Origin of the sequence: Lysinibacillus sp. UBA6686, assembly GCF_002455205.1 — a bacterium.
GTDB classification, from domain to species: Bacteria; Bacillota; Bacilli; order Bacillales_A; family Planococcaceae; genus Lysinibacillus; species Lysinibacillus pakistanensis.
Genome location: NZ_DKJS01000031.1, coordinates 1 through 22,866 on the forward strand (window position 1 = coordinate 1; position 22,866 = coordinate 22,866).

18 protein-coding genes, 1 pseudogene and 1 other annotated feature are annotated in these 22,866 nt (G+C 38.8%); of the genes and pseudogenes, 16 read left to right on the forward strand and 3 right to left on the reverse strand.

The window, feature by feature from the left end:
• From B2R82_RS07855 to B2R82_RS07865, 3 genes are all read left to right on the forward strand, one after another.
• Window positions 1-468, forward strand: a 468-nt coding sequence (locus B2R82_RS07855) for a tRNA-guanine transglycosylase (protein WP_286924338.1), incomplete at its 5' end; no start/stop codon positions are given.
• A 172-nt stretch (window positions 469-640) separates the two neighbouring features.
• The gene (gene yajC / locus B2R82_RS07860) at window positions 641-904 is read left to right on the forward strand and encodes a preprotein translocase subunit YajC (protein ID WP_286924339.1); all 264 of its coding nucleotides are present in this window, start codon (window positions 641-643) and stop codon (window positions 902-904) included.
• Window positions 905-1,027: 123 nt separating this feature from the next.
• Window positions 1,028-1,663 carry a DUF421 domain-containing protein gene (locus tag B2R82_RS07865; protein ID WP_286924340.1) on the forward strand — a complete coding sequence of 212 codons (636 nt, stop codon included), beginning with the start codon at window positions 1,028-1,030 and terminating at the stop codon, window positions 1,661-1,663.
• Here the strand turns inward: B2R82_RS07865 and B2R82_RS07870 are convergent.
• On the reverse strand, window positions 1,660-3,177 hold the full coding sequence (locus B2R82_RS07870; protein WP_286924341.1) for a putative polysaccharide biosynthesis protein: 1,518 nt from the start codon (window positions 3,175-3,177) through the stop codon (window positions 1,660-1,662). The two genes, B2R82_RS07865 and B2R82_RS07870, sit on opposite strands and share 4 nt — an antisense overlap.
• Before the next feature lie 93 nt (window positions 3,178-3,270).
• Between B2R82_RS07870 and B2R82_RS07875 the strand changes: the two genes are divergently transcribed.
• Window positions 3,271-3,579: a post-transcriptional regulator gene (locus B2R82_RS07875; protein WP_283868901.1), complete on the forward strand. Its 309-nt coding sequence runs from the start codon at window positions 3,271-3,273 to the stop codon at window positions 3,577-3,579.
• A gap of 330 nt (window positions 3,580-3,909) precedes the next feature.
• Window positions 3,910-6,177, forward strand: a complete 2,268-nt coding sequence (gene secDF, locus B2R82_RS07880) for a protein translocase subunit SecDF (protein ID WP_286924342.1) — start codon at window positions 3,910-3,912, stop codon at window positions 6,175-6,177.
• 111 nt (window positions 6,178-6,288) lie between these two features.
• Here secDF and B2R82_RS07885 read toward each other — a convergent pair whose 3' ends face one another.
• Window positions 6,289-7,977, reverse strand: coding sequence for a methyl-accepting chemotaxis protein (locus tag B2R82_RS07885; protein WP_286924343.1), 1,689 nt, complete (start codon window positions 7,975-7,977; stop codon window positions 6,289-6,291).
• 317 nt (window positions 7,978-8,294) lie between these two features.
• Window positions 8,295-8,593: a binding site (T-box leader), on the forward strand.
• Between the two features lie 89 nt (window positions 8,594-8,682).
• Between B2R82_RS07885 and B2R82_RS07890 the strand changes: the two genes are divergently transcribed.
• The 10 genes and pseudogenes from B2R82_RS07890 (at window position 8,683) to B2R82_RS07935 (ending at window position 20,224) form a co-directional block, all read left to right on the forward strand.
• Window positions 8,683-10,020, forward strand: coding sequence for a chorismate-binding protein (locus B2R82_RS07890; RefSeq protein WP_286924344.1), 1,338 nt, complete (start codon window positions 8,683-8,685; stop codon window positions 10,018-10,020).
• On the forward strand, window positions 10,020-11,051 hold the full coding sequence (gene trpD / locus B2R82_RS07895) for an anthranilate phosphoribosyltransferase (protein WP_286924345.1): 1,032 nt from the start codon (window positions 10,020-10,022) through the stop codon (window positions 11,049-11,051). Before B2R82_RS07890 ends, trpD begins: the two co-directional genes overlap by 1 nt.
• The gene (gene trpC, locus B2R82_RS07900; RefSeq protein WP_286924346.1) at window positions 11,048-11,839 is read left to right on the forward strand and encodes an indole-3-glycerol phosphate synthase TrpC; all 792 of its coding nucleotides are present in this window, start codon (window positions 11,048-11,050) and stop codon (window positions 11,837-11,839) included. The genes trpD and trpC overlap by 4 nt, the downstream gene beginning before the upstream one ends.
• Complete coding sequence (locus B2R82_RS07905) at window positions 11,836-12,450, forward strand: phosphoribosylanthranilate isomerase (RefSeq protein ID WP_286924347.1); 615 nt, start codon at window positions 11,836-11,838, stop codon at window positions 12,448-12,450. The genes trpC and B2R82_RS07905 overlap by 4 nt, the downstream gene beginning before the upstream one ends.
• Window positions 12,450-13,661 (forward strand): tryptophan synthase subunit beta, encoded by a 1,212-nt coding sequence (trpB, locus tag B2R82_RS07910; protein WP_286924348.1) that lies wholly within the window; start codon window positions 12,450-12,452, stop codon window positions 13,659-13,661. The genes B2R82_RS07905 and trpB overlap by 1 nt, the downstream gene beginning before the upstream one ends.
• Window positions 13,658-14,460 (forward strand): annotated as a pseudogene (trpA, locus tag B2R82_RS07915) (tryptophan synthase subunit alpha). Before trpB ends, trpA begins: the two are co-directional and overlap by 4 nt.
• A 123-nt stretch (window positions 14,461-14,583) precedes the next feature.
• Window positions 14,584-14,874, forward strand: coding sequence for a single-stranded DNA-binding protein (locus tag B2R82_RS07920; RefSeq protein WP_286924349.1), 291 nt, complete (start codon window positions 14,584-14,586; stop codon window positions 14,872-14,874).
• 707 nt (window positions 14,875-15,581) lie between these two features.
• Window positions 15,582-17,471 carry a group II intron reverse transcriptase/maturase gene (gene ltrA / locus B2R82_RS07925; protein WP_286924350.1) on the forward strand — a complete coding sequence of 630 codons (1,890 nt, stop codon included), beginning with the start codon at window positions 15,582-15,584 and terminating at the stop codon, window positions 17,469-17,471.
• 116 nt (window positions 17,472-17,587) lie between these two features.
• On the forward strand, window positions 17,588-19,678 hold the full coding sequence (gene recJ, locus B2R82_RS07930; protein WP_376781212.1) for a single-stranded-DNA-specific exonuclease RecJ: 2,091 nt from the start codon (window positions 17,588-17,590) through the stop codon (window positions 19,676-19,678).
• Between the two features lie 33 nt (window positions 19,679-19,711).
• Entirely contained in the window at window positions 19,712-20,224 is a 513-nt protein-coding gene (locus B2R82_RS07935) for an adenine phosphoribosyltransferase (RefSeq protein ID WP_283868891.1), read from the forward strand.
• A gap of 633 nt (window positions 20,225-20,857) precedes the next feature.
• Here B2R82_RS07935 and B2R82_RS07940 read toward each other — a convergent pair.
• Window positions 20,858-21,316, reverse strand: coding sequence for a MarR family winged helix-turn-helix transcriptional regulator (locus tag B2R82_RS07940; RefSeq protein ID WP_286924351.1), 459 nt, complete (start codon window positions 21,314-21,316; stop codon window positions 20,858-20,860).
• A 178-nt stretch (window positions 21,317-21,494) separates the two neighbouring features.
• Between B2R82_RS07940 and B2R82_RS07945 the strand changes: the two genes are divergently transcribed.
• Window positions 21,495-22,754: an MFS transporter gene (locus tag B2R82_RS07945; protein WP_286924352.1), complete on the forward strand. Its 1,260-nt coding sequence runs from the start codon at window positions 21,495-21,497 to the stop codon at window positions 22,752-22,754.
• Window positions 22,755-22,866: the final 112 nt, after the last annotated feature.

The window sequence follows — 22,866 nt, forward strand, 5'->3', positions numbered from 1 at the left end:
AAAGATGTTATGAATAGAGTTTTAGAATTTACTACACCATTAATGCCAGCAAATAAACCACGTTATTTAATGGGTGTTGGGTCACCTGACTCATTAATCGACGGAGCAATTCGTGGTATAGATATGTTTGACTGTGTATTGCCAACACGTATTGCCCGTAATGGTACACTAATGACTTCTGAAGGGCGCTTAGTAGTAAAGAATGCAAAGTATGCTCGTGATTTTGGCCCGATTGATCCGAATTGTGATTGCTATACTTGTAAAAATTATTCACGTGCTTATATCCGACATCTTATTCGTACTGAGGAGACATTTGGTATTCGTTTAACGTCATACCATAACTTACATTTCCTATTAAAATTAATGGAACAAGTACGTGAGGCAATCCGTGAAGATCGTCTAGGAGATTTCCGAGAAGAGTTTTTTGAGAAATATGGCTTTAATGGACCAGACGCGAAAAACTTCTAATATTTAGTAAAAAAATTATGAATTTGTGTGAAATGTGAATATTTCTAGCAAAATATCGTCTATGATAGAAAAAATATTAGTAATTATAGAAAATTTTTGGGCTTGTCCATCGCTTTTTAAGGGTGGAATAGTCTATACTAAAAAAAGTGATAATGGAAAGGGGGCAAGAATTATGAATTCGTATGTACAATTTATACCTATAGTGTTAATGTTCGTTGCAATGTGGTTTATTTTAATCCGCCCTGCTAAAAAGAGACAGCAGGAAACACAAAATATGCAGAGCAATTTGCAACGTGGAGATAAAGTAATTACAATTGGTGGCTTACATGGTGTGATAGATTCGATTGAGGATACAGCAGTAACATTGAAAATCTCAGAAAATGTCCGCGTAAAATTTGACCGTCAAGCAATTGGACGTGTTGTCAATGAAAAATAACTAAACTTCAATTTAAAGGCGTTGTCCAAATTTTTGTTGGACAACGCCTTCTATACTTTAATCCCCATATCACTGTATAAAATGCAACATACACGGTCACCTTGTTAGTATGGGGGTGACTGTATGGAAGAATATTTAATTATTATTTTTAGAACATGCTTTATCTATGTGTTTATTTTGATTATATTCCGTTTAATGGGCAAACGTGAGGTTGGTGAATTATCCGTCATCGATTTAGTGGTATCTATTTTAATGGCAGAGGTTGCTGCATTTGCACTTGATGACGTTGAAACGCCTTTAATAAATGCCATTCTGCCAATTATCATGTTGTTTTTTATTCAAATAGGCAGTGCTTATTTTTCATTAAAAAATAAAAAGTTTCGTGATTTAGTGGATGGTGATCCTGTTTTACTAATAAAGGATGGTGTCATTTTAGAAAAAGAAATGCGCAAGCAACGCTATAATTTAGATGATTTATGTCAGCAATTACGTGAAAATGGTACTGCCTCTGTTACAGAAGTTGCTTATGCTTATTTGGAGCCCTCTGGCAATCTTTCTGTATATGAGAAGGACGAAAAGGCATTTGTATATCCACTAATCATCGATGGTGATATTCAAGAAAGACATTTGAAACTCTTGCATAAGGATGCTGAATGGCTAATGTCTGAGTTAACCAAGAATAATATTACGGATAGTAAAACAGTGTTTTTTTGTATTTGGGAAGAGAATCGGCTTCATATTCAACTGAAAGAATCTTAAACCTTTTTCACTAATTTCCGTAGGTATCGGACATCCGTAAAACGTAGCTGATTTGAAAAAATTAAAAAACTAAATAGTAAAAACAACGTTACACAACTACTTAAAATAAAAGGTAAAGACATGATTGGTATTAAAAAATACTGAGTGACACAAACCGCAATAAAGCAGCTATAAGGCACTACAAACATTCTAAAGCCTGCGCGTAAATTTTTGCGTTGTCTGACTGTTGCGATATGCAAAAATGAAGTCAGTAAGACACCAAATCCAATTGCCACTACCGCCCCTTTTTCCTGTATACCTGGCTGGGAAGCAAGCACGAACATAACAAATAGCTTTCCTAGACCACCGTAAATGGAGTTCATCATGGCAGCACGGGCCTCGCCAATTGCCTGTAATATCGAATGTAATGGACTTTGAATATAGTAAAAATAGAAAATAGGGGCTAATATTTTCACATAGCCGCGATTTTCCTGTAAATGAAAGAGCTTCATCGCAAGCTCATCACCATGAACAAAAAAGTACGTGGCAGCAAAACATCCCACTAGAGACGATAAACGCAATGATACGGAGATACGCTCCTGTAAAAGTGGTGTATGCTGACGCGCTACAGCATCGCTAACAGCCGGAATAAGGACGATTGAAAGCGCAGTGGATACAAAAGCCGGAAATAATAAAAGTGGCACTAGTACGCCCGAAATGACACCATAAAGAATCGTTGCTGCGGAGGCTGTCAATCCAGCCATTGTTAGGGCCTTTAAAAAGATAATCGGCTCTAAAAACCATGTAAAGGAACCAAATAGCTTGCTTCCAGCAGAAGGAAGGGCTACTCGCAACATGGGGGAGGAAGGATATGCCTCGATTTTGTTTTTTCTCGTCAATAATTTTTTCTTTGAGATAATATAATGCATCCACAAATATAAGAAAGCAATGACTTCAGCTAGAAGCGTAATCCCCATGGCAGAGGCTGCTGTAACAGAAGCGTTATTATAGTTTGCTACATATGGAAGCATAAATGTGATAAAGCCAATACGTACAAGTTGTTCAATCATTTGAGACCAAGCTGTTGGTGTGATTTTCGCGATACCCTGTAAATAAGCGCGCAATAGCCCAGAGCCTACTGATACCGGCACAGCAAAGAGCGCAATCCAGAGCGTAAAGGTTGTCTGTTCATTATGTAATAATGTAGTCGAGATATATGGTATTGCTAGTGCAACAGCTGGCATAAAAATGATCATGCCAATAAACGACCAAAGTATAGCCGTTCGCATAACACCGAAGATGCTTTCGCGTTTGTTTTTTGCTAGTAGCTCTGCTACAATTTTTGCCACAGCGATAGGTAGTCCAAGTTGAATGAGTGAGATAAAGAAAATAAAAGCAGGATAGACGGTCATATAAATACCGACTGCTTCTTCACCAGCAATACGCATAAACTGCATTCTATAAAAGAAGCCAAAAAGTTTAGATAAAAAAATCACAAACATCAAAAATAGTGTACCTCGTACAAAAGAACTCATGCCATCCGTCCCTTCTCAAGCCGCAAAAATTCATTTACACTATTTGTATGCAAACATGTCTTACGATACAACTTTGATTGGAGATGATTCAAAATGAGTGTGCAGCATGAGCAGCTATTTGAAAAAATTCGTCCGGCAATTGATAGTAAGATAGGAGAGTTTCAGCATTATCAATACGATGCGATTACAGCAGAAGAACTTTGGCGCTATTGTATAGAGAAAAAATGGCGCAAAAAAAATATCGAACAATTACGATTACATGAGATTATCGCTACTATTTTTTCTGTATCTCCGTCGGATATTGTATCTTTTAATCAAGTAGAATTTTTACAAAGTAATAATTGGTTTGCAGAATTGAATGCGGAAGAGTTAAAAATGCTGCTTGGTCCAGTTAAAGCTTAAGAACTGTGTAGAATTTTTGTCAAATAATAAAAGAATACTAAAAGTGTTGAATTGACACCAAGCGCAACGTGTTTCATAATGAGTGTGTTGCGCTTTTTTTATTGAAATAAGTATTTTTACTGTCATACCACTACTAGCTTTAAAAAAGTAGCGGTTAAAAAAATAAATTTGCGCGTTATGAACGATTGAAATAAGTAGGGCAATCTTTTTGAAGCACAGGCTACATTATTCTACAGGAAAAGGAGGAATAGACGTTTCAAAAAGGTCTTGCTATTATACTTGTTTGTAGTGTAAGGAATGCCCTTACACCTATTCGAGGAGGATTTATAAATGAAACTAAAAAGTCGTATAGTTGCATTCGTACTGCTTTTGGTGCTCTTTACAGCAACCATTGGTACGACTGTAGGCGGCGTCTTAAAGGACATTAAGCTTGGTCTTGACTTACAGGGCGGGTTTGAGGTTCTTTATGAGGTGAAAGAATTAAAAGAGGGACAAAAAATTACACCAGAAGTAGTGTCTGCAACATCAACAGCTCTTGGTAAACGTGTAAATGCTATTGGGGTAAGTGAACCGAGTATTCAAGTTGAAGACAAAAACCGCATTCGTGTGCAATTAGCGGGTGTCGAAGACCAAGCATCAGCACGTAAATTATTGTCTACTTCTGCAAATTTAACTTTCCGTGATGTTGATGACAATTTACTATTAGACGGTGATGACCTAAAGCCAGGTGGAGCAAAGGATTCCTTTGACCAGCAAAATCGTCCAATCGTATCATTAACGTTAAAGGATGCGAAAAAATTTGCTGATATAACAAGTAAAATTGCGGCTAAGCCACAAGGTCAAAATTTACTCGTTGTATGGCTAGATTTTGAAGAGGGTGTGGATTCCTATAAGGCTGAATCACAAAAAGCAAAGCCTCGCTATGCATCTGCAGCAACAGTTAGCCAAACATTAGATACAACAGATGTTATGATTAGTGGTAACTTCACAGTTGAAGAAACGAAAAATTTAGCGGGTATTTTAGAGGCTGGGGCACTTCCAGTAAAGCTTGATGAAATCTATTCTACGTCAGTTGGTGCACAATTTGGTGACCAAGCTCTAAAAAGTACTGTTTTTGCAGGTATTGTGGGTGTAGTTTTAATTTTCTTATTTATGCTATTCTATTACCGTTTACCTGGCTTAATTTCCATCATTACACTTGCCATTTTCACTTTCTTAGTACTTGTGGTTTTTGATTGGATTAATGCTGTTTTAACACTTCCAGGTATTGCAGCAATTGTTCTCGGTATAGGTATGGCTGTGGATGCCAATATTCTAGCGGCTGAGCGTATTCGTGAGGAACTACGTGTAGGTTATTCAGTAAAACAAGCATTCCAAATTGGCTCGAAGCAGTCTTTATCAGCAATTATTGATGCACAGCTAACTACATTATTAGCAGCGGCTGTATTATTCCAATTCGGGACAAGCTCTGTTAAAGGGTTTGCAACAACATTAATTATTAGTATTTTACTAAGCTTCTTAACAGCTGTTTGGGGTTCTCGTGTACTATTAGGTTTACTTGTCAACAGTGGATATATCAATAATCCAGCTTGGTTTGGTATTGCAAAATCTAAACAGCATAGCTTAGATGAAAATATCGGTACATTAGATCTATCAACGAAATTTGATCGTTTTGACTTTGTACACAATCGTAAGAAGTTCTATACATTCTCATTAGCTATTCTAGTGGCTGGTTTAGTGGTTCTTGGTATTTTCCGCTTAAACCTGGGTATTGATTTCACAAAAGGTACTCGTGTGCAAATTGAAGCGGATCAAATGTTGACGAAAGAAGAAATAGCTAAATACGTAGGTAGTATTGGCTTCCCATCTGAAGATATCGTTTTGACAGGTGAAAAGAGTAACTCCGCAGTTATTCGTTATAAACATGATCTATCGCAAGCGGAAATTTTAAAATTCAAAAAAGAAGCGGGCAAAAAATATGGTCATGAGCCTGGCGTAAGTACAGTATCACCAACTGTTGGTAAAGAGCTTGCGAAAAATGCTATTAAAGCATTGTCACTTGCAGCTATCGGTATCATTATCTATGTAGCGGTTCGTTTTGAGTGGCGCATGGGTGTTGGGGCAGTTGTTTCGTTACTACATGACGTATTCTTAATTGTTGCGGTATTTAGTTTTATGCGCTTAGAGGTCGATATCACATTTATAGCGGCGGTATTGACGATAGTTGGTTACTCCATTAATGACACGATTGTTACGTTTGACCGAATGCGTGAAAACCTGGATCGATACGATACGATTAAAGACCGTGAAGTGTTAGCGGATATCGTTAACAAATCACTTCGTCAAACAATGGGTCGATCTGTTAACACAGTGTTAACGGTTATTATCGTGACAGTGGCACTTCTTATTTTAGGTGCACCGTCGATTCAAAACTTCTCAATTGCGTTATTAATCGGTTTAATCACAGGTATGTATTCTTCAATTTGTATTGCTGCACAAATCTGGTATTCATTAAAAATTCGTGAAATGAAAAAATCAGATGGTCAAATACACAAAAAAGAGAAAAAACAATGGGGTACTGACGAGCCTACTGTTTAATATATGTCTTTAAATTAGGAGCAGGGAAGGAAATTTTCTTTCTCTGTTTATGATAAAAAAGAATCTGCAATGCTTTCATTTGAAAGTTGCAGATTCTTTTTGTTTTGTCCATTAAAGTCTAAATTGATGTAGTAAAGCCTGTAGCTGCTGGGCGTTATCACTTAGCTCCTCAGCTACTGCATTGACCTGCTGCATTGTGGCTACTTGCTCATCAACTGCATGGGCTATAATTTGGGCGTTATTAGCTGAGATATCTGCACCAGAGGCGATTTCCGTTATAGAGGCCGCTACTTCTTGAGCGCCAGCTGAAATTTGTTCCGACGTGGCTGAAATATCTTCAATCTGGTCTGTGAAGTCTTGAACAGATGATGAAATGGCTTCAAAGGCATCACCTGCCTCGTAAATTTTAGCTACACCGTCTTGAACAGATGCCAAGCCTTCCATGATAGCATCCTCGACATTTCTTGTATCCATTTGAATCTCATTGGTAATAGCCACAATTTGACTCGCAGATTGTTTCGATTCCTCTGCAAGCTTTCGCACTTCATCTGCGACGACTGCAAAGCCTTTGCCATGTTCACCAGCTCTTGCTGCTTCGATAGCAGCATTCAATGCTAATAAATTGGTTTGCTCTGTAATGGCTGTAATTACTGTTGTAATTTGTCCAATAGCTTCAGATTGTTTACTAAGTTTTTTTGTTAGATCAGCAATACGTGTCGTAGTTCCAGATATTGTATCCATCTGCTCTTTGGCAGTTAAAATGGTTGTACCTCCTGTATGGGCAAGCTGTGTCATATTGAATGCGTTGTGATGTAAATATTGTGTAGACTCAGCGATGCGTTGTACACCAGTAGCGGTTTCATCCATAGCGATTGTATTTTGCTGGGCTGCACTAGCCGAAGAAGTTAAGTGACTCGTTGTTTCTTTTACACGATGTGCAATCTCGCTTGAAGTCGCTGTCACTTCCTCAGTGCTTGCAGAAAGCTCTTCAGAAGCAGCAGATAAATGCATAGAGCTGTCTTGCACACTTCCTATTAACTTAGATAAATTTTGTTTTAATGTATTAACTGCTGCAGCAAGAATACCAATTTCATCTTTTGAGCGATAGTCAAGTTGGGCAATTGTTAAATCACCTTGTGCTAATGCATCAGCTGCCTCAATCACCTGTCGTAGTGGTTGAACGATAGCGTTTTTCACAAAATTCATAAAGTATAATCCTACAATAACACTGATAATAAGCAATGTAATGGAGATGATGATAGCTCTTGATACAGTTAGATTAACATTTTGCTCAACTTTTTGAAGTTGTTCCTCATGGTATTCTAATAGCTCTTTTGTCAAAGCATAGATTTCCTTATTATATTTTGTCACATCATTATTTATGTAGGATAATGCTAAATCAGTATTACCATTAGTAAATGCTTGTATCGCCTTTTCGGAACTAGCCAGTAAATCGTTTTGTAATGCAGATATTTTCTCCATAATATCTTTTGTATAATCTGAACGTACGATACTAGTCAATTCTTTAGTCGTCTGAGGCAATAACTTTTCATACCTTTCTAAATTAGCTTTCGCCGTCTCATCTTTACCATTTAAAATATAGGAACGTAAAAATAGACCTTGAGAGGCAATTTGCTGCTGTATTTTTTCTGTTAATTGCATTTGGACAATTCGGTGATTTAATGCCTCTTCTATATCTTTTTTAGCCATTTTAAATTGAAGAAATGAGAGAATACTTAAGATTAGTAGTAAACAAATTAATGCTATAAATCCTATATTTAGTTTTTTGCGAACGGACATCTACGTTCCTTCTTTCCTTCGTATATTAGAGAATCAATGTTCTAAAATTACTATAACTTGATATTTTTGCAAGGTCAATACTTGGCAAAAGCTTTAAATTAGGTAGTTTTACTTCTTTTTTGTTGGATAGATGAAAGAGATTTTTACTAATAAAGTTTTTCATCATTCCATACATATTTTTTCTTTTTCTCAGAATTCATTGACAATTTCAGTAGTTTGACATAGAATAAGGCTAACTTTTTGTTCGGTAATGGTAGAAGGTCTCGGGAGCGAGGCTAGCCATAGAACAGATGAGCTGAGTTTAGATAAGAATAGCTGAGAAATTGTTGAATAAGAATAGTAGCATAAGCGTGCAATTTAGAGAGTCAGTGGATGGTGTGAACTGATTTGTAGCTTATGTGAATGGACTTATGAGAGTCGCTTTTATAAGAAAAGCGAACGGCTTCCCCACGTTATAGGGGGTGCTTTAACTACTTTATTGACCATGTAAAGGTTAAAAAGTTAGACGTCTTCGGACTATCTTTGCGTAATGGATTTGTCATGCGTAGACAGAGCACATAAGGGAGAGCAATATGCTCTAATAAGAGGTGGCAACGCGGTCTTGATCGTCCTCTGCAATTAGGAAATTCCTTTTTGCAGAGGGCTTTTTTTATTTTTCTGCAATTTTTACATTCATATGGAATTTTAGAAAGGAGCTTGGTACTTATGCTATCTACGAGTTCAAGAACAAAGATGAAAACGATTAATGGTGATTCTTTAACACCAATTTTAATTTTTAGACGCTTACAAGGTAATCATAAATTTTTGCTAGAGAGTTCAGCCCAGCATGAGGGAGCAGGACGTTTTTCTTTTATTGGTGCTAACCCTAGAAAAACATACAAAGGCCAAGGAGATGAAATTCAAGAGTACTCCTATAAAACAGGAAAAACATATACACATCAAGGTGATTTATTTGTTTTATTGAAAAGATTAATGCCGCGGATTTCCAATACTACACTGTTCCCGTTTTCAGGAGGTGCTGTTGGTTATGTAGGTCATGAGGCAACGTCAATTCACTCTGAACAGGTTAATGTGGAGCTACCCACTGTACATTTTCATGTTTATGAGACAGTTATTGTTTTTGACCATGTAACAGACGAGGTTACACTGATTCATACAAATATAGATGCAGAAAAAAAGGAACCCAATTTAGAAGAGCTAGCACAACAGCTGATAAATGCTAGAGAGGCTGAGGATTCAGATTGTCATTATGCTCCAAAGCAATCAGCAGCAAATGAACATTTTGAGAGCTCTCTTACTGCTATTAAAGATATTTTGGATGAAGAGACGACAAGGATTGTGCTATCGAAGCGCCTAATAGCTGATTTTAAAGGAGATGCTTTCGCTCTATATCGTCAGCTAAGAAAGAAAAATCCTGCAGCCTATATGTATTATATAGAATTTGAGGATCATGTTGTTTTAGGTACCTCTCCTGAAAGTCTTATTCGAGTTAAGAGTGAGCGGGTTATTGCATCGCCAACTGAAGGAACGCTTCCTAGAGGTAAAACGAAAGGTGAAGACTTGGAACAAGAACGAAAGCTAGTGGAAAACACAGAAATGAGAAAATCTCATGAGGTACTTGTTTCCGCTATTCAGCAAGAGCTGCAGTCAGTTTGCTTCCGAGATTCGATTCAGGTGATTGAAGCGATGAAAATGGAGCGTTCAAAGCAAGCTTTACACATGACATCTAGAGTAGAAGGTCAAATTTTACCGATGCTTCATGCACTTGATGTCTTAGCCGCGACATTACCACCCTTTGCACCAACCGAAATTCAAAGTCAGGCTGCTGGTATTTTTGGGGGTGCCCTTGGATTTATTGGCTTCAATGGTCATCTTGATTTTGCCTTAACAGGAAAATCAATGGTGATAGCCAATGAATCGATGCATGTGCAAACAACAATAACGGTCACGAAATATACAAATACCTATGAAATTACGCAACAGGTAGAAGAGGAAGAACGGGGTTTTTTACAGCTAGTTGAAAAAGAAGGAGGTCAACATTAATGGAAGCTATTCAGCGAAAGGTTCAGCTGCGAGAGCATCTCATTTATGAAGAAATGCTGAAGGCAGCAAATTGGATGTTCCAGGATGATACACCGAAGGAGGAAATAGCTAGCTTTCTAACAGCATTATCGACGAAGGGTGAAACAGCGCATGAAGTAGCAGCATTGGCAACTGTTATGCGTTCATTTGCCCTTAATGTACCTACAAAAGCAAGTGTATATATGGATAATTGCGGTACAGGTGGTGATGGTTTGAATACCTTTAATATCAGTACTGCCTCTGCTTTCGTTTTAGCTGGAGCAGGTGTGCAAATGGCTAAGCATGGTAATCGCAAAATTTCCTCAGCATCTGGAAGTGCGGATGTTTTAGAGGCACTCGGTATCCATACCAACATTACTATTGAGCAAACTGTTGAATTGTTGGAGACAGAGGGAATTGCATTTCTATATGCCCCAAATGTGCATCCGAAATTAAAGCGTATTGGTGAGGTGCGTCGAACTCTAGGTAAGCCAACAATTTTTAATCTTGTGGGCCCCCTTACGAACCCAGTTTCATTATCAACGCAATTTACGGGTATAAATCGACCTAATTTTGTCATGGAGTACGCTTCGGTTTTACAAATGCTTGGACGTGAGCGGGCGATAGTTGTTTCTGGACCTCAGGGGTTAGACGAGGCGTCATTAGCTGGGCAAAATACCTTTGTCTTGGTGGATAAGGGAGACCTAATTCCTTTTTCATTAACTGCAGAGGATGCAGGGCTTAGCTATGCGCCACTAGAGTCAATCCGAGGGGGAAATGCAGCTGAAAATGCTGTTATTATGCGAAAATTATTAGCTGGTGAACAAAGTGCTTACTTTGACACAGTATTATTAAACGCTGGTATTGGGCTTTTTAGTGACGGTAAAGCTGAAACGGTTAAAGAGGGCGTAGACATGGCGAGAGATAGCATTTTTAGTGGGCGTGCATTACAGAAATTAGAAGCAGTCGTTGCTTTCAGCGAGAAAATTAAAGAAGTGGGGGTTGGACAATGAATATATTAAATAAAATTATTGAACAGAAAAAAATAGAGGTTTGTGCTTTACTTGAACAGCCTGACCCACTTGCGTATTTTACAGAAAAGCCACGCCCATCATTATTTGAGCAATTACGAACATCGGACACATTACAGGTGATTTCTGAGATGAAGCGTGCATCGCCTTCTAAAGGGCTTATCGCAGAAGGAGCAGATCCAGTTGCTCAAGCAAAAATATATGAACAAGCAGGAGCAGTGGCTATTTCTGTACTAACAGATAAGGAATTTTTTAAAGGGTCCTTTAAGGATTTAGCCGCTGTAGCCGATGTTGTTCAAATCCCTCTTCTTTGTAAGGATTTTATGATTGACCGTGTACAAATTCGATTTGCCAAAGCATCAGGTGCATCCATTATTTTATTAATTGCCGCTGCATTAACAGATGAGATACTGCGAGATTTATATAGCTATGCAACAAGTTTAAATTTAGAGGTATTGGTTGAAGTACATGATCTTCAGGAGCTTGAACGAGCTTTGGCAGTAGGGGCTCAACTGATTGGCGTTAATAACCGTGATTTACGTTCCTTTGAGGTGAGCTTAGAACGAACACGTGAAATTGCACAAGCTTTCCCGTTCGAAGAGGAGTGTGTGTTAATTAGTGAAAGTGGCATTTGGAACCAGGAAGATGCTAAAACGGTGGCAGCAATGGGAGCCAGTGGTGTTCTTGTTGGCGAGTCCTTGATGCGTAGCGGTGATGCAGGAGCTGCACTAAAAAGTTTACAGGTAAGTAAAATGGAGGCATCTGTATGACAAAGGTTAAAATTTGTGGACTGAAGGAACAGCAGCATGTCCGAGCGGCGGTAGAGGCAGGGGCAGATGCCATTGGTTTTGTCTTTGCCCCAAGCAAGCGCCAAATTTCTATTGAACAGGCACATCAATTAGCAAAAAATGTACCAGGAGAAGTTTTGAAAATAGGAGTCTTTGTTAATCCAAGTGTGGAGGAACTACGAGCCGCTGTAGAAGGTGTGCCACTAGATTATGTGCAGTTCCATGGTGAAGAGACACCTGAATTTATCCGTCAGCAAGGTTATCCAGCAATTAAGGCGCTATCAGTCCGTGATAAAGAAGATGTTCGTGCGGCTGCTAATTATAATGTTGATTATTATTTATTCGATGCACCAGGCACTGATTTTAAAGGCGGAAGCGGCCATACATTTGATTGGACACTTCTAGAGATGGCAGGGATTCCGCGAGATAAATTAATATTAGCGGGTGGTTTGAAAGCTGAAAATATTGCGGAGGCTGTATCGCTAGTATCGCCCTATATGGTAGATGTATCGAGCGGTGTGGAGACAGATGGCATAAAGGACGAAGCAAAAATAAATGCATTTATCCAGGCTGTAAAGAAAGGAAGAGCATAATGGTAAATTCAATTGCAAATAGCGTACCGACAAAGGAAGGACGTTACGGAAAATTTGGAGGACAATTTGTTCCAGAAACATTAATGACAGCCTTGCAGGAATTAGAGTTAGCTTATGATGAGGCAATGAGCGATCAGAAATTTACGGATGAGCTAGCCTATTATTTACAACAATATGTTGGGCGTGAGACACCGTTGTACTACGCAGAAAACTTAACACAGGTGCTGGGTGGTGCGAAAATTTACTTAAAGCGAGAAGATTTAAATCATACTGGTGCCCATAAAATCAATAATGCCATAGGTCAGGCACTACTGGCTAAACGAATGGGTAAAAAGAAAATTGTAGCGGAAACAGGAGCAGGGCAGCATGGGGTAGCAACGGCAACAGCATGTGCACTATTAAACCTTGAGTGTGTTGTCTTTATGGGTGCTGAGGATATCAAACGTCAACAGCTAAATGTATTTCGCATGGAGCTACTTGGTACAAAAGTGGAGTCTGTCGAAACCGGGTCTAAAACATTGAAAGATGCTGTAAATGCTGCACTTCGCTATTGGGTGACAAATGTTGAGGACACGCATTATATTTTAGGCTCAGCTTTAGGGCCACATCCATTCCCAAAAATCGTCAGAGACTTCCAGCGTGTTATTGGTGTTGAAACGAGACAGCAAATGTTAGAGAAGGAAGGTCGATTACCAGATGCAGTTGTTGCCTGTATCGGGGGTGGTAGTAATGCAATTGGTATGTTTCATCCCTTTGTCGATGACGAAGCTGTAGCGTTATATGGTGTGGAGGCTGCTGGAAGTGGTATTGAAACAGGAAAACATGCAGCGGCTATTGCCGGTGGTCAGCTAGGTGTTTTACATGGAGCATATATGTATTTATTACAGGATGATAATGGCTTTGTACAGGAGGCGCACTCTATATCTGCTGGGCTAGATTATCCAGGAAAGGGCCCAGAACATTGCTATTTACATGATATTGGCCGTGCTCATTTTGAGGCAATTACAGATAGTGAAGCACTTGAAGGTCTACAGTTACTAAGTCGTACAGAAGGCATACTTCCTGCATTAGAGAGCTCTCATGCTATTGCCTATACAGCAAAGCTGGCGAAAACAATGTCAACAGATGACATCATTGTTATATGCTTATCAGGTCGAGGAGATAAAGATGTTCATACAGTCCGTAAAGCATTAGGAGGGGATGTATCATGACAACATTACAGCAGGCAATTGAACAAACAAAGATTGCTGGTCATAAAGCATTTGTGCCATATATTATGGCAGGAGATGGTGGGCTAGAAACGTTAAGACCTACGATTCTAAAGCTTCAGCAATTGGAAGTGACGGCTATTGAGGTCGGTATCCCATTTACAGACCCTGTTGCCGATGGCCCAACAATAGAACGAGCAGGTGAACGAGCATTAGCGGCAGGTGTGACATTACGGAAGGTGCTAGAAGAACTGGCCTCCTTTAGAGCAGAGATTCATGTACCATTAGTGGTTATGACTTATTTTAATCCTATTTTAGCTTATGGCTTAGAGGAATTTGCGAAAGCATGTGTGGCAGGGGGGATAAAGGGGTTAATCGTTCCTGATGTTCCATTAGAGGAAAGTGCTATATTACAGAAGGCATTAAATCCCCATAATATTGACATCATTCAGCTAGTATCGTTAACAAGTCCACCTGAACGAATCGCACGTATCGCGGCTGCTAGTCAGGGTTTTATCTACGCTGTTACAGTCAATGGCATTACTGGGGCTCGCTCAAGCTTTGCAGATGATTTAGATGGTCATTTTGCTCGCTTATGTGAAGTAAGTGAAATTCCGGTTATGGCGGGGTTTTGTNNGGATTTGGTATTTCAACACCTGAGCAGGTAATTAGTATGGGTGCGCTTAGTGATGGTGTTATTGTTGGTAGTGCGATTGTGACGGCACTACACGAAAAAAATTGGCATAAGATTGAATCATTAGTGCTCGCTTCTAAAGGTGTGCTAGAGAAGTCTACTCTTTAATGAGTAGGCTTTTTTTATGAAGGGGGACAGAAACAAGAATTTAGCAGTTAAAACTAACAATCTAACTGATAGTGTCAATCAGATAGATTTTCGGTATAATAGCCTTCGTAAGGAAGTGAAAAGATGATTCTATCAAAAAAAAGATGGCGGGTGGAGCGACCAGATGCCAAACTCGTACAAACATTACAAAATGACCTACAGCTATCTGCAATTGCGGCAAAGATTTTAGCGGCACGAGGCTGCACAACAACCACTGATGCAGAGAGTTTATTAAATATGACAGAAGCAAATATTCATGACCCATTTTTAATGCATAACATGGCAGAAGCTGTGGCACGTATTGAGCGAGCACTTGAAAATGGAGAAAAAATATTAGTTTATGGCGATTATGATTGCGGTGCGACACGTTTCTAAGTGAAAAGCTTAGACACTAGGGAGTCGCTTAATTTCCCTAGGAGAACTGATTTCTTGATAGGTGGAATGATAGGGTAACGCCTTGAAACGCCTACTCTGATACTCCGACATGCTTTAGCTAAGGTTAACTAGTGAAGTATGAAGCTCGGTGAAGTCGGCAGAGAGATACCGTAAGTAAGTTGGATTTGTAACTTACACGAAAGCTGTCCAGCGGTGGATGGTGTATCCTATATGCCGGGAGTCCATAAAGTATCTATGGTTAGAATGTGCTGCACAAGCACTGACGAATCTCTGAATGTACAGGTCTAGACGTAGATATTATAGAAATGTAATAGGTGGCAGTGCCATCGTATGTGTGGGTTAGTAAAAATCTGCAGTTATGAAACCCCATAATTCGTTACAGGCGAATTTCAAGCATACAGGACTATAGGAGAAACCTAAGGATATATGCAAGGATAGAGGAATCGGAACGTGGAAAGCGAAGGATGTGGAGGTATTAACCGACCTATGAAGCAGTTCAGTAAATAAAGGGCATTGACCTACTAAAACTGATTTATCTTCGTGAGAGTGGAGTCATAGTACCTTTGAAACCATGATAATAAATGGTGGAGGGATAGGCTCTAGTCGGAAGTTTCAAAGACTTATAAATGCATAACAGACACAGATTCGAGTATGACTAATAGAATCACCACTTGAGAAAGGGGCTGATGTCTGTGGCAAATTCACGAATCGCACAACATGTTAAAAAGTCCAAGTTAAGAAATGCTGAATATTATAGTATGCAATCAACATTTGACATGCTATATGACCAGAGTAAAAACAATAGTAACTTCAAAAACTTAATGGGGATTATCAGTTCGTCTGAAAACATTAAGTTAGCGTATCGTAATATTAAGAAAAATACTGGCAGTAAAACAGCAGGGGTAGATGGTCGAACAATCGAACATATATCGAAGCTTACGGAGGAACAATTCATCCTCTATGTCAGAAACAAATTAAGAGATTACAAACCGAAAGCAGTAAGACGAGTTGAAATACCCAAGCCTAATGGTAAAACAAGACCACTAGGAATTCCTGCAATTTGGGATAGAATAGCCCAACAATGTATTTTACAAGTTCTTGAACCTATAGCAGAGGCAAAATTTTCAGGTAGAAGTCATGGATTTAGACCAAACCGTTCAGTAGAAAATGCAATTGCACAAAGTTATCGGTTAATGCAAAATTCTAAAATGTCTTACGTAGTTGACATAGATATTAAAGGATTCTTTGATAACGTATCACATGCAAAATTATTAAAACAAATGTGGATATTAGGTATACAAGATAAAAACTTACTCACGATTATTTCTAAAATGCTTAAAGCCAAAATCAAAATGCCAGATGGAAAAATTATTGAGAATGAGAAAGGTACACCACAAGGAGGAATTCTCTCTCCTTTACTATCTAATATTGTCCTCAATGAATTGGATAGATGGATTGAAAGCCAGTGGGAAAACACTCCGATTTGTAAGGATAAAAAAATTATTCGAAAAGATAGAGGGAATTCAACAGATAAAGGAAATCAATATTACCATCTAAAGAAAACCCGATTAAAGGAATGTTACATTGTTCGATATGCAGATGATTTTAAAATATTCTGTAGTAATCCTAATCATGCGAAGAAGTTATTTATCGCAGTCCAAAAATGGCTAAAAGATAGACTTGGCTTAGAAATTAGCGAAGAAAAATCAAAAATCGTGAATCTTAAAAAGGACTATTCTGAATTTCTAGGAATCAAAATGAAGTTAATTCCAAAAGGTCACAAATGGGTAGTTAAAAGTCATATGTGTGATAAAGCAGTACAGCGCACTAAGAATAACCTTAAAGAAATTATTAATGGTATTCGATATGATAGTGGCTCAAATGACCAAGCAAGAAAAATAGCACTATATAACTCAACTGTAATAGGACTTCATCAATATTTCCGTATAGCAACAATGATAGCCGAGGATATGGGAAACATCGCATATGAAGTAAATGCGTGTTTGAAAGACCATCGAATGAAACGGCGAATCAAGAAAACGGGTGTTATCACTTCTGATTTCATCAAGAAAGAATACGGAAAAAGCAAGCAACTTAGATTTATATCACGAGAAACGTTTCTACCTATTGGCTACATTAAACACAAAAGTCCAATGATGAAACGAAATGTAGTAAATGCATATACAAAAGAAGGTAGAGAAGAAATTCATAAAAGCCTCTCTACTATCGATGTTGGTGTACTTCGTTTCTTAATGGAACATCCGATTTCACAACGAAGTGTCGAATACAACGACAATCGAATTGCATTATACTGTGCACAAAGAGGTAAATGCCATGTAACAGGGCAAGAACTAAACCCGATGACGCTTCACTGTCATCACAAAGTACCACGATTGCAAGGTGGTACTGACGAATACAAAAACCTCTGCCTCGTTGATAAAGATATTCATATCTTAATACATGCTAAAGATGAAGAAACAATCTCAAAGTATAAACATCTAATTACGAACATGAAAAGTTTAAACAAGTTAAATACGCTAAGAGAGAAATTAGAAGTAGAACAATTAACAATCTAATTTGGACGATTAGACATATAAGAAAAGTGAATTCTGTTAAGTTATGTAGATTACCAAAGTTTTGAATCTATTCGATGGAACGCCGTGTGAGGTGAAAGTCTCACGCACGGTGTGAAGTGGGGGAAAAGCTAGAGATAACTTCAAAGGCTTACCTATCACTATATGGTGTAACAAGTACAACTGTCATGCTTAATGTGCTACTTGATCTTGGAGCGGATGTATCGTTTAAAATTCCGAATCGTTTTATTCATGGCTATGGACCTCATGGAGATTTATTTCGTGAAGCATGTGACGAGGGTGTCCAGCTAATTATTACAGTAGATAATGGAATTTCGGGCATTGAACCGATTCGTATTGCAAAGGAACTTGGAATGGATGTTATTGTCACAGACCATCATGAACCAGGCGATGAATTACCGCCAGCGGATATTATTTTACATCCTCGTATACCAGAAGGGCATTATCCATTTGGTGAGCTTGCAGGTGTAGGTGTCGCTTTTAAGTTAGCGCATGCCCTATATGGGGAGTTACCTACACATTTAATAGAATTGGTAGCTGTCGGAACTATTGCGGATTTAGTACCATTAGTGGATGAAAATCGCTATCTTGTTAAACGTGGAATTGAAGAAATGCGCCGTTCTCTTAGTCCTTGGGTATTGGCAATGTGTGAAGTAGCAAGTGCCGAGCAAGCTAAAATCAACGAAGAAACAATCGGCTTTTATTTTGGTCCTCGCTTAAATGCAGTTGGTCGCCTTGGCGAAGCAGCACCAGGTGTAGAGCTATTAATGGCCGAGGATCATGCAAAGGCAACAGCATTGGCAAAACAGCTCAATGCATGTAATAGTGAACGCAAAGATATTGTGAAAAGCATAACAGATCAGGCAGTTGCTCTTATTGAATCGGATGAAAAAATTCGCAATTCACTTGTTATAGTTGTAGCAGGAGAGGGCTGGAATGCAGGTGTCGTGGGAATAGTTGCATCTCGACTTGTTGAACTTTATTACCGTCCAACAATTGTACTTTCATTAGACAATGAAAAAGGGACAGCAAAAGGCTCTGCCCGTAGTATTGAAGGTTTCCATTTGTACAATGAACTAGCCAAAAATAGAGATATACTGCCCCATTTTGGTGGACATCCAATGGCAGCCGGCATGACATTAGCGATCGAGCATGTTGACGAATTACGATTACGCTTAGATGCTCAAGCAAAAGCTTGTTTATCAGAGGAGCAACTGACACCTGTATTGACTATCGACATACCTCTGAAGCTGGATGAAATTTCAGCAGATGCCATTGAAGAAATTTCAACGCTTGGTCCATATGGTACAGATTTTCCAAAGCCTATTTATGTGCTTGAAGATGTAGAGATATCCTCTATGCGGAAAATTGGAGCAGCAGAAAACCATATAAAAATGGAATTGACGGATGGCTATGAAAAATTGGATAGTGTTGGTTTCAATAAAGGACATTTACACGACGAGTTAACCTATGGAATAAAAGTATCATTTACTGGGGATTTACAAATTAACGAATGGCAAGGGCGTAAAAAAGCACAATTTATGATAGAGGATGTTCAAACGACAGAATGGCAATTATTTGATATTCGTGGTATACGTCAAACGGCCCGCTGGTTAAATACCATTCCGAAAGAAGAAGCAACTTTTATTGCCTTCCGTCAAGAGACGGTGACTTACTACCAATCTCTTATTCGTGAGCCTATTTTAGCAGTAGATTCTTCACTTTCAAATGTGGAACAAAGCAATTATATCGTGCTTTTAGATTTACCACACAATGTTCAACTGTTAGAAAATGTCTTGCAAAAAACAGCTCCATCTCGTATTTATGCACATTTCTATATGCCTGATTCGCAATATTTCAATGGATTGCCGACTCGCGAGCAATTTGCTTGGTACTATAAATTTTTGAAAAACCGTCCAGCTTTTCCACTCAATATGCATTTAGCTGATTTAGCAAAGCATACAGGTTGGCCGTTAGATGCATTAAAATTTATGACACAGGTGTTTTTTGAGCTTGGTTTTGTTAAAATGGAGAGTGGACTGACGACTGTCAACGAGAATGCCACAAAACAGGCGCTTACGGAGGCACCGTCTTACAAACAACGTTCAGAACAGATTGAAATGGAGCAAAAGCTGATTTATGCCCCTTATATAGAATTAAAACAATGGTTTGATGAACGATTACATTAATAGACGAAAAAGGTTCGTAGGAGGAGCAATAAAATGGATTTAAAGCAATATGTAACAACGGTTGAGAACTGGCCAAAAGAGGGCATTAGCTTCAAGGATATCACAACAATTATGGATAATGGTCCAGCATACAAATATGCAACAGATCAAATTGTCACGTATGCGAAAGAGTTAGGCGCAGAAATTATAGTGGGTCCAGAGGCTCGTGGTTTTATTATCGGGTGTCCAGTTGCTTATGCCCTCGAAATTGGCTTTGCCCCTGTTCGTAAACCAGGAAAATTACCCCGTGAAGTGGTAAGTGCTGATTATGGTCTTGAATACGGAAAAGATACATTAACTATGCATAAAGATGCCATTAAACCAGGTCAAAAGGTGTTAATTTGTGATGATTTACTTGCAACTGGCGGTACTGTTGAAGCAACAGTTCGTTTAGTGGAACAATTGGGTGGTCAGGTTGTTGGCTGTGCCTTCCTAATCGAATTAACAGAGCTAAACGGCCGTGCAAAACTTGGCGATTTAAATGTGAAAACACTTATTGAATATTAATACAGACAAAGGAAAAGCGCCAAATGATTATGGCGCTTTTTTGTATGGAGTTTTGACCGACTGATAAAAATTGCTCAGATGGGCCAAAAGCTACTCGGTTCGCCAGCTGATTCGCTCAGGTGTGCGTGAAAACTGCTCAGGTCGCCAGGATTTCCGCTCAGGTGTGCGTGAAAACTGCTCAGGGCGGCAGGATTTCCGCTCAGGTGTGCGTGAAAACTGCTCAGGTCGCCAGGATTTCCGCTCAGGTGTGGGTGAAAACCGCTCAGGAAAGCGTGAAAACCGCTCGAGTTGCCAGCATGTCCGCTCAGGTGTGCGTGAAAACTGCTCGGGTCGCCAACATATCCGCTCAGGTGTGCGTGAAAACTGCTCGGGTAGCCAACATATCCGCTCAGGTAAGCGTGAAAACCGCTCGGGTAGCCAACATATCCGCTCAGGTGTGGGTGAAAATCGCTCGAGTTACTAGCAGCTCCGCTCAGGTAAACGTGAAAACCGCTCGGGTCGCCAGGATTTCCGCTCAGGTTAGCGAAAATCCTCTGTTCCCAGCCAATCCCTTAGTTCAGGTCCATCTCATTATTTATAGGGTCAGTCAAGTCCCTAGGCACTCCGTCATAACGTTACAACCCCTCCTAAAAACTATGCTTCATCGTAAGAGCGGATGATTTTTTGGATGGTTCTTAATGTGTCATAGAAATTTGCATATTGATCAATGCCGATATCAGCAATAATTCTTTCTTGAATAGTCTGCCAAATAGGGGTGGCTTCATTTAGTTTTTCCTTTCCCTTAGCTGTTAATGAAATATTTTTTGTACGAGCATCTTGTGGATTTCTTGTTAATTCCACATAGCCACTTTGCTTTAATATATTTATATTCCGTGTTACGGTGGTTTGGTCAAGTTGCAGAATTTCACCTAATCGACTTATTGAAACGGTTTGTTGATGAGCGATATTGGCAAGCATTGAATATTGTGTGACCTTTAGACCTGTTGGCTGTAGCAACCTGTCATATAATTGTGTCACTACTCTTGTTTTTTTTCTAAGGTTTGCGCAAACACATATCTGCGTATAATCTATTGTCTTCAGATTATTCTCCATTGTTCAGTTCCCCTTTATGGATTCAGATAGCTTCAGTATACACCTATTAGATGATAAATACTGCTTGACAGCAAGAATTGCTCTTACTATCATTATATATGTATATACATATAATACAAACAAAAACATGTATATACATGTTTAACTTGAAAATCTTTCAGGAAATGAAGGTGTTAGGATGAAGCGTATTCATTATAGTTGGTTTATTCTTATAATCGCATTTTTCTCAATCATCGTCGCTGGTATTACAATGTCATCATCAGGCGTTTTTATCAATTCATTTGAAAAGGAATTTAATTGGGACAGATCCTTAATTGCACTAGCCTTTGCGGTTAGTTTGTTTTTATATGGGTTTTCTGGACCATTTATGGCAGCATTACTTGAAGTAGCAGGTTTGAAGAAGATGATGCTTGGGGCAATGGCGACCCTTGTAACAGGCTTGATTCTTACACTTTTTATGAGCCAACCATGGCAATTAGTCATTATTTGGGGAGGGATTATTGGCCTAGGAGCAAGTCTCTTTTTAACAGTGTTAAGTCCATATGTCGCCAATCATTGGTTTGTAAAAAGAAGAGGGCTAGCGGTGGGAATTTTAACGTCAAGTACAGCAACCGGGCAATTAATTTTACTGCCTGTCCTGGCTATTATCATTGAGCAATTTTCTTGGAGACATGCGATTGGCTTAATTCTTCTACTTAGTACGCTCATGTTTATCATCATTTTGCTATTTATAAAAAACAAACCACAAGATATTGGGATGTTACCTTATGGACAGGAAGAAGAGTTAGAAATATCTCAAGAGCCTCATAAAAAAAATCCAATTACTATAGCTTTTAGTGGACTATTTGAGGCCATAAAGGTTAAAGAATTTTGGCTATTAGCGGGAAGTTTTTTTATTTGCGGGCTTTCAACAAGTGGATTAGTCGGCACTCATTTTGTATCCTATTGTATTAGCTTTGGTGTACCATTAGTTACTGCTGCATCGCTTCTTTCCTTTATGGGCATATTTAATCTCGTTGGTACTACTTTGTCAGGATGGCTATCGGATCGTTTTGATAATCGATGGTTATTGTTTTGGTACTATCTTTTAAGAGGGATGTCCTTGCTATTGCTTCCTTACGCATTATCTCAAGGTTCACTTCCCTTACTAGCGATCTTTTCAATTTTTTACGGATTAGATTGGATTGCCACTGTACCTCCAACCATTAGTATTGCTAGACAAACTTTTGGGACGAATAAAAGTGGTGTTATTTATGGATGGATTTTTGCATCACACCAGGCAGGTGCTGCTCTAGCTGCTTATGGTGGAGGGCTTATTTATAAGTTTTTCAATTCATATACATGGGCTTTTTTCCTGGCAGGTGTTTTCTGTGCTTTAGCAAGCTTATTTGTTATTATGGTAAAAAAACAGCCACAAAGACAAGCTCATCCTGAATAATATTGAAAAATGAACTCAATAATCTTATTGATCAATGAAATCAAGGTGACAAATTAAAAAGTATGCCCTTTTTCAAAACGAGGGGTTGATCTCCGTTCCGACTGAGTGCTTT